The sequence below is a fragment of the Gracilibacillus sp. JCM 18860 genome (assembly GCF_055395245.1).
This window is the reverse complement of sequence record NZ_AP043868.1, coordinates 1024043-1035946: the sequence shown is the minus strand read 5'-3', so window position 1 is coordinate 1035946 and position 11904 is coordinate 1024043. Positions and strand designations below refer to the sequence as shown.

The following is an 11904-nucleotide window of genomic DNA, read 5'->3' as shown; positions in this document are numbered from 1 at the left end:
TATCTTGGTAATGTAGCTTAAGTGAAGCCAGATAGCCAAGATAAACAATTAAATTTTTTAATAAGACATGAGAAAAGCTAAATAACCAAGATATAACGAATAAAACCATCTGCCGAATAAATGATTTATTTGGCAGATGGCATGACATTACAAAAATGTTCGTTTAACACGATCCCAATATGAATTATTTTTTAATTTAACTGTCTTAATGCGTTTATCACTAAGCCTAATCGTAATTGAATGAATATTCCGAATCGAATAAGCCTCATTATCTAGTCCAATAATTGGGTAATCGTTCCCGTCTTGGAGTACTTCCAATCTTAGTGTTCGGTCTTGATTTAATAGAAAAGAAGAGCCAAGTGTACGATACCTGTTATTATTAAGCGAAGCGAGCTCTGAGACTTGAATACAAGCTAATTTAGGATCAACTACAGCTCCATGTGTAGACTTGTTATAGCCAGTACTTCCTGTCGGTGTTGCAACAATTAATCCATCCCCCCGAAATCTCTCAAAGTGAGTATCGTCTATGTAGACATCCATAACGATTGTTTTGATTATCGCAGAGCGAATGGCAGCCTCATTCAGACAATAAAAGCTCGATTCTCCGTTAATAGTAACTTCGATTACTGGAAAACGACGAACCTCTAGCTCTTCATTTTTCATCGCATGAATCATGTCGACATAATGTCCCAGATGAAAATCACAATAAAGTCCAGCTTCATTTTCTTTTGTAATACCTACATAGAGACTATCTTGTTTAAAGTTGGTATGACGAACCGCCTGTAGAAATTCGCCATCACCACCAACACTAACAATGATATTTGCTTCCTTCGGGTCATCCACGATTTCAAATCCGCTTTTTTCGATATGTTCAAACAATGGGTTTATTTTTTCCTCTAAATCATCACTTTTTGAATAATAAAAGTAGATATATTTTCTTTTTTCCATAGAAAAGCCTCCTGTAAAAAGTAATTCCATCATTATTTTATCACGGTAGCGCTTACCTTACTATTAGGAAAACTCAAAATCTAAAGGAATGCGATACTCCCTTTGATTAATCTACCCAAACTTTGTAAAGAATAATAAGAAATGGTGGTGATCAATGAAATGATTCTCCTAATACTGATTGGAATCTTTTTTATATTAATCCTTGCATTAATCATTATTTTATCCATCGCACGCTTTTATTTTACCTTGTATTGGAGCATAAATGAAGAAGAACAAATGGTCATTCTTTCTGTCCATCTCCTAAAGATCAGAGTTTATTATAAAGAAATAGAACTGGATAGTTTCGATTTTTCGGATAATAAGAAGACAGCTACAAATAAGAAAAAAGATCTACGGTTAATTGGGAGCTTGCTGTTGGATCAAGGTAGACTAGAACAGTTTGAAGTAGACGCGATCATAGGAACAGGAGAACCGGATACTACGGCAATCCTTTATGGCCTATGTAAAGGAATAATGGAAGCATTAAAGAATTATTTTTCAACAAAGACAATGACCCCTATTCATTGTAATATCTCTGCGGACTTTGACGAAGAAATTTTAGAGACGGAAGGAATATGTATGATTTCCTTAAAAATGCGAAAAACTATTCGTGCATTGCGGAAAAACAAATAAGAAGGGAGTCCAGTCAACATGGAAGAAAATAATGTGCATCCATTAGAAGGATTCATGTCTTTAACTATGGATAATTTAAAGCAAATGATTGAAGTAGACACAGCTATTGGAAAGCCTATAGATACACCTGATGGAAGCTTGATTATTCCTTTATCTAAGGTGAAGTTTGGATTTGCAGCTGGAGGTAGTGAATTCAATGGCAAGGGGCAGTCCTCTGATAAACAGTCAGATTCGGAGTCAGAATCAGAAGCCATTATTCCGTTCGGAGGAGGTAGTGGTGGTGGTGTAAGCATTACTCCAAGTGCTTTTTTGGTTGCAAATAAACAAGGAGTAGAATTAGTGACATTACACGAATCTACGACTACTCGTGTTTATGAAAAAGTTATGGATAAAGGGCCAGAACTTGTTGATCAAATTATGGAAATGCTTAAGAAAAATAAAGATGATAAAGATAATCATGAAGAACGTAAACGTCGTTAATCATCAGAGTAGACTTCAGCGTCCACTGCCTTCATAATATAAGAGGCAGTGGATTTCAAATTTATCACAGCACAATTGGAGTCACACTTTATTATTCTCGTTTCATGAATCAGAGAGAGAATATTTAATAAATAGAAGAATTGCTTGGAGGAGAAACAATGGAATTTTCAGTAGAAAGAGCATTTGATCTGTTAGATCAATCCATACAATTGATTCAAAATGAAGAGCGAGTAACCTATTTAGATGGATTGGCATTAGCATTAAAAAAATTTAATGCTGGGGTAGAGTTGACAGAACCATCTTTACAAGAAATGGCCAAAATGTTGGAAGAAACAGAAGTGACGAGTGAGCAAATTCGCAAGGTCATTCAACTAGCCATTATAAAAGGAATGAAAGGCTCCACTCAACAGCAGCATATGATCACTCCGGATTCTATCGCCTTGTTTATTGGTTACTTTCTTCAAAAGTTTTTGAACAATAAAGAAGAGTTTCGGGTGTTTGACCCTGCAAGTGGCACCGGAAATTTATTAACTGCAGTAATCAATCAAGTGGAGGCTAACGGAACAGGCTATGGAAGTGAAATTGACCCAACCCTAATTCAGATCGCAGTAGAAAGTGCCAATCTTCAGGAACAACAAATTGAATTTTTCCATCAGGATAGTTTAACACCTTTATTACTAGAGCCAGTTGATTTCGTCATTGCCGATTTGCCAGTAGGCTATTATCCTGATGATACGCAATCTTTACAATATCAATTAAGGGCGGAAGAAGGTCACTCCTATGCACACCATCTATTTATCGAGCAATCGATAAAATATACGAAAGAGGGAGGGTATTTATTATTTTTGATACCTAATTTCCTCTTTACTAGTGATCAAAGTGAGAAGCTACAAAAATACTTGCGAGAGCATACCCACATTGTCAGCTTAATGCAGTTGCCCTTAACTTTATTTACATCGGAAAAATTTGCAAAGAGTCTTTTTATACTACAAAAGAAAGGACAGGATACTAAGCCACCAAAACAGGCATTAATGGCACAGTTACCTTCTTTTAAAGATGTACAGGCAACGGATAATATGCTTAAAAAAATAGACAAATGGTTTAAGAACGAAAATTTAGAATAGTCTGAAAATAAAAATATTTCAAAGGAAACGGTAACAAAAGGAATAGCTGTTGCAAACTTGTACTTACGGTGGTTAAATGGAGTTGGGAATGTTTTTAGAATTATAGATCGGAACGAAAGGATGGAAAATGTTGCGTAAAATTTTAGCAATAAATGCTGGAAGTTCTTCCTTAAAATTTCAGCTTATTGAAATGCCAAAAGAAACGGTTTTGGCAAAGGGCTTAATAGAACGTATCGGCATTGACAACTCTGTTTTTACAATTGAGTATAAAGAAACGAAAGATCAAGTTACAGAAGATATAGAAAACCATGAGAAAGCTGTTAAATTGTTACTAGATAAGCTTACAAGTACAGGAGTCATCTCAAGTCTTGATGAAATTGACGGTGTGGGACATCGGGTAGTACATGGTGGAGAAAAGTTCAATGATTCTGTTCTAATTACAGATAAAGTAATCAAAGAGATCGAAGAAGTATCCGATTTGGCACCATTGCATAATCCAGCCAATTTAACTGGAATCCATGCATTTCGTGAGGTTTTACCTCATGTACCGGCAGTTGCAGTCTTTGATACCGCATTTCATCAAACGATGCCAGAGCAAGCTTATTTATATAGTCTTCCTTATGAATATTACCAAGATTATGGGATAAGGAAATATGGTTTTCATGGAACTTCCCATAAGTATGTTTCAGAGAGAGCAGCGGAAATGATGGGTGTACCATTAAATCAGTTACGTTTAATTTCTTGTCACCTAGGAAACGGTGCGAGTATTGCAGCTATCGAAAATGGTAAGTCTATCGATACTTCGATGGGATTCACGCCATTAGCTGGTGTTACGATGGGTACAAGATCTGGCAACATCGACCCTGCATTAATTCCATACATCATGGAAAAAACAGGACAAACCGCAGCAGAAGTGATGAACGTATTGAACAAAAAAAGCGGTATGCTAGCTTTATCAGGATTCTCTAGTGATTTACGAGATATAACAGACCGTGCGAGCGATGGTGATGGACGAGCAGAGCTTGCATTACAAGTATTTGCTGAGCGTATCCACAAATATATTGGATCATATGCAGCAAGAATGCATGGGGTAGATGCCATTATCTTTACGGCAGGTGTAGGGGAAAATAGTGTGACTATTCGAGAACGAGTGTTGCAAGGATTAGAATTTATGGGTGTTTATTGGGACCCTAGCCTCAATAATATTCGTGGAAAAGAAACATTTGTGAACTATCCACATTCACCTGTTAAGGTAATTGTGATTCCAACCAATGAAGAAGTCATGATTGCGAGAGATACAGTTAGATTAACGGAAGATGTCAAAGTATAAAAAACGAGAGGGGAGTGAACTGCCCCCTGTCAAGTAGACAGGTAAATAAACAAAATATTTTGTGCCATGTATGACTTTCATGCATGGCTTTTTTATGCTGGAATATTTAAACCCATCTTCAATGTCACGCGCTTTGTGTTATAGAACTCAATATACGCCTTAATATCTTTCTTCAACTCTTCAAATTCGTTATAAGTGTTTAATCGATACATCTCTTCCTTGATGATCCCCCAAAAATTCTCCATTGGACCGTTATCAATACATCTACCAACACGTGACATACTTTGGACAAGTTGATATTTTTCGGCAAAACGTTTAAATCCATGTGACGTGTATTGAAATCCGCGGTCACTATGAACTATTGTTTTCCCTGGGATAATGGTATCTTCAATTTGAGTGATCGTATCACGTACTAAAGCATTGTTATTATGTTGGGATAATTTGTAGGCTACAATTTTATTTTCACCATAATCTAAGATGGCACTTAAATAAGCTTTTGAATGACCTCCATACTTGAATTCAGTGATATCTGTTAATAAGACTTCCATCGCGTTATAGTCTTTTTGAAATTTCCTATTTAGAACATTTTCAGCTATATGTTGTGGTTGATGTGGCTTATACGTATAACGTTTCCGACGGATGACGGCTTTTAACTCGAATAACCTCATTAAACGGTAAACACATTTATGGTTCACTCGGGCGTTGAGATAATGATTAAGATAGATCGTGATTCGGCGATAACCATAAATCCCTTTATGTTCGTTATACACATTTTGAATACAATGGATTAAATGTCTTAAGCGTGTTTCTGTTTTCGTTGGTTTCCGGTTAATCCATTTGTAATAACCAGAACGACTCACACCCAAAGCTTCACAGAGTGAAGCTATTTTGAATCCCTTTTTTTGGAGTTTCTTAATCGTTTGGTATTCTGCTTCAAACCGCGTTTTTGTAACATCAACTCTCTTTCCACTTCTTCTAACTTTTTTAGCGCAGCGTTCTCCGTTTCAAGGTACTCATTCCGTGCTTTTAATGCCGCAATTTCTGTTCGTAATTTTTCCTCATCGGTTTGGACAGTGTCTGGCTTCCCACGGCCACGCCCATCTACTAGTCCTTCAGGACCGTGGGTTTTATACTTTTGTACCCATGAGTAAACATTATTATAGGAAACTCGATATTTTTCAGCTGTCTCTTTATACGATAAGTTATTGGCTAAACATGCTTGGACAACCTCTATTTTTTCTTCTTGTGTCACTTTTCTACTTTTCATTGTATACACCTCGGGATATGGAGAATAAGTTTTTAATCCTTCTCCCTTAGTATACTTGATGATCCATTCTCGAACAGTATAATCAGATGGAATGTTATATTTACGAGCTAATTGAATGACTGGTATGCCTTGTTCTATGTGCTCTTTAACAATAGAGTCTTTAAACTCTTTAGAATAACGATTATTTCTCTTTTTCGTTTGAATGCCTGTAAGCCCATGTTCTTGGTATCTTAGTACCTTATCATTAAATATCGAATCACTTAGCAACAAACCTTTTTCACATAGCTCTCTATAACTCCATCCTTCATCCAGATACATTTGAATATATCTTTCAAGTTCTTCAACGGTATGCTTACTATAAGAACGCATAAAACTCCCCCTAAAGTAGATTTGTTTTTTTCAGTGTCTACTTTAGGGGGAGCATATCAGAGCCCTCTCGTTTTTAACTTCTTACAACAAGCACATCACATTTTGCATGTCTTGTGATGCTTTCAGAGACACTACCGATTAAAAATCTTTCCACTGCATTCATTCCTGTTGCACCACAAATAATAAGATCTGCTTCATATTTTTTTGCAATATCTTTCGGTATTTTAATCTTTGGTGAACCGATTTCTACATGTGAAGTAATATCGGTAACTCCACTTCTATTCGCTTTCTCTTTATAATTATCAAGTAAACCTTTGGCATAATTTTCTGAACGTGCCGCGAGCGATTGATCATATACCTCGGGGGCAACGGTCGTAATGGTTCTCGTATCAATGATATGCACAAGAAACATTTTTGCATTATTTCTTTTCACAATATCTACTGCTTTTTTGAAAGCTAGTTCAGATGCGTCGGATCCATCTACAGCAACGAGAATTCGATGATATTCAAATGCCATGATGATCACTCCTCTCTTTCTTCTCTTTTATTATAACATGAATACGTTTTCACTCGCTATCATTAAATTTAATTACCTATTATTATTTTACCACTATGCTTTCTTCTTCAAACATAGCCTAATTGTTAAATTTTCGTGTACTTCCTTATAATATTAGAAAAAATTTTGAGCTTATTGTAGGATAGAATAAGAATGTTAAGTTTTAAAATGAAGGAGAGAAGTTGGATGGGGCATGCTTTTATTACGGCTGGTACAAAAGGTCTAGGCTTAAAAGTGACAGAAGCCTTTTTAAAATTAGGACATTCTGTAACGGTCACTTATTTTAGAGATAATAACCGAGCAAATGAAGTAAAACAAAAATTTGCAGATTATTCCTTACATATTGTGCAAGCTGATGTTTGTGATAAGAATGATCTAACCAATGCTGTCCAAGAAGCTACACATACATTTGGTACAATTGATTATCTCATTAATAATGCAGGGCCTTTCATCTTTGAACGAAAGAAATTGCTAGATCACACGGAAGATGAGTGGCAACAAATGATTAGTGGTAATCTGGATAGTGTGTTTCATCTTCTACAACTAACCGTCCCAGCAATGAGAGAACAACACTTTGGAAGAATTGTGAACTATGGTTTTCAAGGTGCAAATCATGCAGCTGGTTGGGTTAATCGCTCTGCCTTTTCTGCAGCAAAGGTAGGCTTAGTCTCTTTAACCAAATCCATTGCATACGAAGAAGCAGAAAATGGCATTACTTCCAATATGATTTGCCCTGGTGATATTGTTGGGGATATGAAGGAAGCAAGTATAGAAGAAAGTAGAAAAGCACCAGATCAAGAGACACCCATTGGAAGGTCAGGTACAGGAGAGGATATTGCAAGAACAATTTTATATCTATGTGATCAAGATTCTGACATGATTACTGGGACAATTATTGAGGTGACAGGAGGATTAGATGTCATTCACCAAAATCGATAAAAAATAAAAAAATTTTAAAAAAGATGAAACCTATCGAATCCTGGTTCGTAAACATTACTAACAACCCATATTTGTTTGAAATGAGGTGCACCATTTGGGTTTTCTATCAAAGCTTTTTCCAAAAAAACAAAAGCAACATAAGGTGGAGAAACGAACTCCTTTAACGATTCAAGTGGGAGATATCGTAGAGTATAATCTTGAAGACTATGAGGTGGTAGGGAAAATCACGTATAGACAAAGTAGCTATGAATGGTTAAGTTATCAATTACTAGGACCAACTGGGACAATTTGGTTAGCAGCCGAAATGGATGATGATTTAGAACTAGGCATCTATAAGAAAATTCAACTAGCGGATGCAAATCAAATACCAAAGGAACTTACTTATCAAGGAATTAAGTACTACCTTGATGAAAAAGGTCAAGCACATATTAACGGGGAAGGCAGAAGTAGTAACCTAACAGGTCAAACTATGAAGTATGTGGAGTATTGTGATGAAAGTGAAACCCATTTTATAAGCTTAGAGGATTGGGGTAGTGAAATAGAAGCAAGTTATGGCTATCCCATTGAGCTATATGAAATAAAAATAATTGCTGGATCAAATGAAGGAGGAAATTAATATGTTTCAATTTTTCAAAAGAGTAAAAACTATCGTAGGATCAGAACTAAATTCATTGTTAGACAAAGCAGAAGACCCTGTAAAAATGCTAGACCAATTTATGCGTGATATGGCAGAGGATATTCGTGAAGCAGAATCAGCTGTTGCAAAACAAATTGCAAACGAAAAAATGTTAAAACGCAGATTAGATGATGCAACCGCTCTTGTGGAAAAGCGTCAAGCACAAGCAGAAAAAGCAGTGGAAGCTGGTAATGATGATCTTGCTAGAAGAGCTTTAGAGGATAAGAAAGCTCAAGAGCAACAAGTTACGACAATGACAGAAGCTTGGGAACGTGCGAAGAAGGATTCCGATCAACTACGTGTGAAACTAGATGAAATGAAAAAAGAATATCAAGAAATGCAACTGAAAAAGGATTCCTTGAAGGCACGTGCAGAATCTGCTAAAACAAGGACAAAGATGAATCGTGCCATGTCCTCTATTGGTAATGATGCATCAAAGCAAGGCTTCCAACGTATGGAAGAAAAGGTTATGCGTTTTGAAGCAGAGGCAGACACTAGTGAGGATTTATCCGCAGCTAGTAGATCATTAGATGATGAGTTTGAGGATCTAGATAAAAATGATGTAGATGATGAATTGGCTGCACTTAAGAAGAAAATGAATAAGGAAGAATAAGCAATTAAAAAAGGGTAAACATAACCCTGTTTCCTTTAGTAGAGAAACAGGGTTATCTGTTTTGTTCATGTATCTATGATGAATTACATATAGTATGTTTAGCATAAGAATTGCTCTTTCTTTCTAAAATTAACCTAGGTGATAAAAGTAACCAGCGATGTATCGATACTGCTATCGGAAAAAGGTCATAGGAGGTGAGTATGTGCGTTTAAATTCCGTTTTATTAGGAGCAGGCATGATAATTTGTTTATTATTGGTTGGTTGCAGCCAAGATAATTACAATGAAGCCACTTCCTTTACAGAAGATGCTATCCAAACATCTGAATCTAAAAGTGAAATTATTGAAAGCGTGAAAAATGAGAATTCAACGAATATAGAAGCACTTATTTCAAACCATTTTCCCTTTGTAGATTCTGTCGTAAAAGACAATTCAACATCTAATATTTATGGAACAGATCAATTTTCAGTGGAGGAATTAGCTAATTTGTTAGCAGAAACAGTTACACCAGAGGAAAAGAGTGAATATATCGATCAACAACAAATATTGATTTACCCTGATCACTTTATTGTATTAAAAGACAGTGAAGAAGTACCGGGTGCTACTATAATAGAAGTAGCGAGTGACGAATTTGTACGAAATCATTATTCTCCGAATTTCCTAAGTACATATTTTGCGATAAGAATTTTAGATGATGTATTGGATGTGGACGACTGGGCGAAAAAACGACGTAGAGCATGTAGCTCAGGGGATTGTTATGGTGGATATTCTACTTATAAAAGAAGTACTACCAATAGAGGAATGTCATCTGTAAGAGGTGGAGGCCCGAGCGCGGGTAAATAATAAAAGGAGGGAATTAGAGAATGGAACCATTTATTTGGACATTTGTTTATTTTATTGCTGCCATTGTTATTGTTATTATTGGATTAGTTATTTTTGAGTGGTTGACGACGAAGTACAAAGATTGGGATGAAATTAAAGAAGGAAATCAAGCTGTGGCTTTATCGATAACAGGGAAGATTGTCGGTATTTGTATCGTTTTAGCCTTTGCCATTTATAATAGTATTACGATTTGGGAAACTTTTATTTGGGGTGCTTATGGTGTAGTACTTCAGTTGGTTGCTTACTTATTATTTGAACTATTTACTAGGAAATTCTCTGTTGAACAGCAGTTGAAAGAAAATAATATAGCTGTTGGTATTGTTTCATTAGGCGTTTCTATTGGCCTGGCCTTTGTAATCGGGGCATCTATTACGTAATATATAGAAAACCTGGCCACAAATGGTCAGGTTTTCTATTTCCGTGGTAACAAGTGTTAAATAAAAGTGTACTTAGATGGAGTGGCAAAAAATGAAGGATTTGAAAATTAGACAGAGTTATTTTATTTACTGGGCATCAGGAATCGTCTCCATTTGTGGAATTGTATTTGAAGTATTATTCGGTGCGCTTGGCTCTTATATATTAGGAGATGGTGTAAAGCAATATACACTAACTATCTCGTTTTTCCTTACAGGGATGGGGATTGGAGCTACCTTAAGTGAAAGGGTAACGAAAAATTTAATTTTATCGTTTATTTATATTGAATTTCTTGTGGCACTAATTGGTGGGTTTTCAAGCTTTCTTATGTTTGGTGTAACTGCATTTGCAGCAGGTGGAGCGGACGCGATCTTTTTATATGTGATTACCTTTCTAGTTGGTGCCTTAACTGGTGTGGAGCTTCCTATTTTAATAAGAAAAGCGAATGAAATTGGTGTAACACTTGAAAAAAGTACAGCGAGAGTTTTATTTTCTGACTATGCGGGTGGTCTAATTGGAGGCCTGCTTTTTGTTTTTTTTCTCCGGCCTCAGCTAGGAATGGTCAAAAGTGCTTTTTTCGTTGGATTAATTAATCTGATTGTTGCAATGGTGGTTCTCTATCTCTTTCGACGAGAGCTTAAAAATAAGGCTCTACATACATTCGTAGGTATTGTGATCGCTATTCTCCTAATATTAGGGTTGTTTTTTGGTGAAAATATTGCCTATAAATTTGAACAGAAAATTTATCAAGACCCTATCGTTTATGTAGAGGATACAAATTATCAAAAAATGGTTTTAACAAAAGACAATGATGACGTTAGGCTTTATCTTGATGGAGGCTTGCAATTTAGTTCCATTGATGAACACCGCTATCATGAAGTACTTGTGCATATTCCGATGGCACAAGCTCAAAGTCATCATAAAGTACTTGTATTAGGAGGTGGAGATGGATTAGTAGTTAGAGAGCTACTTAAATATAAGGACATAAAGGAAATTACATTAGTAGATCTTGATCCAGCAGTCGTGGAGTTAGCCAATTCAAATCCTCATCTATTAGCATTAAATAAAGGATCATTAATGAATGACAAGGTAGAAGTTATTCATCAGGATGCATTTGAATATTTAGAGCATAACAAGAGTGTTTATGATGTTATAATTGTCGATCTGCCTGATCCAAACAATGAAAGCCTTAATAAACTATACACAAAAGAGTTTTATTCGCTTAATCGCAACCATTTAAAAGAAGCAGGGGCAATGATGGTACAAGCTACAAGTCCAGTTTTTGCAAGAGAAGTCTATTGGACTATTTCTAATACGATACGTGCAACAGGTCTTCATATAGAGAACTTTCACGTGGATGTTCCTAGTTTTGGTAATTGGGGCTTTGTACTCGCTAGTCGAAAAGAAATACAAGCGAATCAAATGATGATCAAACCTAAAACAGCGTATTTAACTACAGAATTAGTGGAAAGCCTGACGTACTTTGGAGAAGATGAGGGGCCTGATGGGGTAACTAAGGAAGTGAATACATTAATTGACCCCATTTTGATTCCTATATATGAAAAGTCATGGGTTCATTATTGAACATTGTTTTAAATTTCGATAAAGTTGGGTATAGAGGATTAAGTAAGTAATA

At 35.9% G+C, this 11904-nt stretch carries 13 protein-coding genes and 1 pseudogene; 10 read left to right on the top strand and 4 right to left on the bottom strand.

The features are described from left to right. Positions 1-147: 147 nt before the first annotated feature. A complete protein-coding gene (locus ACZ5R4_RS05500) occupies positions 148-948 on the bottom strand; it encodes an NAD kinase (RefSeq protein ID WP_054861400.1) in 801 nt (266 codons plus the stop codon). 141 nt (positions 949-1089) lie between these two features. On the opposite strand from ACZ5R4_RS05500, the gene ACZ5R4_RS05495 reads away from it, so the two are divergent. The 4 genes from ACZ5R4_RS05495 to ACZ5R4_RS05480 all read left to right on the top strand — a co-directional run bounded on the left by ACZ5R4_RS05495 (position 1090) and on the right by ACZ5R4_RS05480 (position 4554). Next, positions 1090-1620: a DUF2953 domain-containing protein gene (locus ACZ5R4_RS05495; protein ID WP_464368170.1), complete on the top strand. Its 531-nt coding sequence runs from the start codon at positions 1090-1092 to the stop codon at positions 1618-1620. Between the two features lie 18 nt (positions 1621-1638). After that, the gene (gene ytfJ / locus ACZ5R4_RS05490; RefSeq protein ID WP_109982995.1) at positions 1639-2100 is read left to right on the top strand and encodes a GerW family sporulation protein; all 462 of its coding nucleotides are present in this window, start codon (positions 1639-1641) and stop codon (positions 2098-2100) included. 158 nt (positions 2101-2258) lie between these two features. Beyond that, positions 2259-3224, top strand: coding sequence for a class I SAM-dependent methyltransferase (locus tag ACZ5R4_RS05485; protein WP_054861403.1), 966 nt, complete (start codon positions 2259-2261; stop codon positions 3222-3224). A 130-nt stretch (positions 3225-3354) separates the two neighbouring features. Beyond that, the gene (locus ACZ5R4_RS05480; RefSeq protein ID WP_109982993.1) at positions 3355-4554 is read left to right on the top strand and encodes an acetate kinase; all 1200 of its coding nucleotides are present in this window, start codon (positions 3355-3357) and stop codon (positions 4552-4554) included. A 92-nt stretch (positions 4555-4646) separates the two neighbouring features. Here the strand turns inward: ACZ5R4_RS05480 and ACZ5R4_RS05475 are convergent. From ACZ5R4_RS05475 to ACZ5R4_RS05465, 3 genes and pseudogenes are all read right to left on the bottom strand, one after another. Next, a pseudogene (locus ACZ5R4_RS05475) lies at positions 4647-5480 on the bottom strand (IS3 family transposase); the annotation flags it as partial. Next, positions 5438-6139, bottom strand: coding sequence for a helix-turn-helix domain-containing protein (locus ACZ5R4_RS05470; protein WP_464368471.1), 702 nt, complete (start codon positions 6137-6139; stop codon positions 5438-5440). The gene ACZ5R4_RS05470 and the pseudogene ACZ5R4_RS05475, both read right to left, overlap by 43 nt. Positions 6140-6263: 124 nt before the next feature. Continuing rightward, entirely contained in the window at positions 6264-6707 is a 444-nt protein-coding gene (locus ACZ5R4_RS05465; protein WP_109983874.1) for a universal stress protein, read from the bottom strand. A gap of 225 nt (positions 6708-6932) precedes the next feature. Here ACZ5R4_RS05465 and ACZ5R4_RS05460 point away from each other — a divergent pair, with 225 nt between their 5' ends. The 6 genes from ACZ5R4_RS05460 (at position 6933) to ACZ5R4_RS05435 (ending at position 11852) form a co-directional block, all read left to right on the top strand. Continuing rightward, positions 6933-7685, top strand: a complete 753-nt coding sequence (locus ACZ5R4_RS05460; RefSeq protein ID WP_054788242.1) for an SDR family oxidoreductase — start codon at positions 6933-6935, stop codon at positions 7683-7685. Between the two features lie 94 nt (positions 7686-7779). Then, positions 7780-8301: a DUF4178 domain-containing protein gene (locus tag ACZ5R4_RS05455; RefSeq protein WP_464368169.1), complete on the top strand. Its 522-nt coding sequence runs from the start codon at positions 7780-7782 to the stop codon at positions 8299-8301. A gap of 1 nt (position 8302) precedes the next feature. Beyond that, a complete protein-coding gene (locus tag ACZ5R4_RS05450) occupies positions 8303-8974 on the top strand; it encodes a PspA/IM30 family protein (RefSeq protein WP_054861410.1) in 672 nt (223 codons plus the stop codon). A 202-nt stretch (positions 8975-9176) separates the two neighbouring features. Then, positions 9177-9815, top strand: a complete 639-nt coding sequence (locus tag ACZ5R4_RS05445; RefSeq protein WP_347836531.1) for a DUF4247 domain-containing protein — start codon at positions 9177-9179, stop codon at positions 9813-9815. Between the two features lie 20 nt (positions 9816-9835). Continuing rightward, on the top strand, positions 9836-10231 hold the full coding sequence (locus ACZ5R4_RS05440) for a DUF350 domain-containing protein (protein ID WP_109983877.1): 396 nt from the start codon (positions 9836-9838) through the stop codon (positions 10229-10231). Positions 10232-10322: 91 nt separating this feature from the next. Further along, a complete protein-coding gene (locus ACZ5R4_RS05435) occupies positions 10323-11852 on the top strand; it encodes a polyamine aminopropyltransferase (RefSeq protein ID WP_464368168.1) in 1530 nt (509 codons plus the stop codon). Positions 11853-11904 lie beyond the last annotated feature (52 nt).

Excerpts from the sequence above, each read along its gene's own strand:
- ACZ5R4_RS05435 (WP_464368168.1), top strand. The coding sequence starts at position 10,323 with ATGAAGGATTTGAAAATTAGACAGAGTTATTTTATTTACTGGGCATCA.
- ACZ5R4_RS05470 (WP_464368471.1), bottom strand. The coding sequence starts at position 6,139 with ATGTATCTGGATGAAGGATGGAGTTATAGAGAGCTATGTGAAAAAGGT.
- ytfJ (WP_109982995.1), top strand. The coding sequence starts at position 1,639 with ATGGAAGAAAATAATGTGCATCCATTAGAAGGATTCATGTCTTTAACT.
- ACZ5R4_RS05460 (WP_054788242.1), top strand. The coding sequence starts at position 6,933 with ATGGGGCATGCTTTTATTACGGCTGGTACAAAAGGTCTAGGCTTAAAA.
- ACZ5R4_RS05485 (WP_054861403.1), top strand. The coding sequence starts at position 2,259 with ATGGAATTTTCAGTAGAAAGAGCATTTGATCTGTTAGATCAATCCATA.
- ACZ5R4_RS05495 (WP_464368170.1), top strand. The coding sequence starts at position 1,090 with ATGGTGGTGATCAATGAAATGATTCTCCTAATACTGATTGGAATCTTT.
- ACZ5R4_RS05500 (WP_054861400.1), bottom strand. The coding sequence starts at position 948 with ATGGAAAAAAGAAAATATATCTACTTTTATTATTCAAAAAGTGATGAT.
- ACZ5R4_RS05450 (WP_054861410.1), top strand. The coding sequence starts at position 8,303 with ATGTTTCAATTTTTCAAAAGAGTAAAAACTATCGTAGGATCAGAACTA.
- ACZ5R4_RS05465 (WP_109983874.1), bottom strand. The coding sequence starts at position 6,707 with ATGGCATTTGAATATCATCGAATTCTCGTTGCTGTAGATGGATCCGAC.
- ACZ5R4_RS05440 (WP_109983877.1), top strand. The coding sequence starts at position 9,836 with ATGGAACCATTTATTTGGACATTTGTTTATTTTATTGCTGCCATTGTT.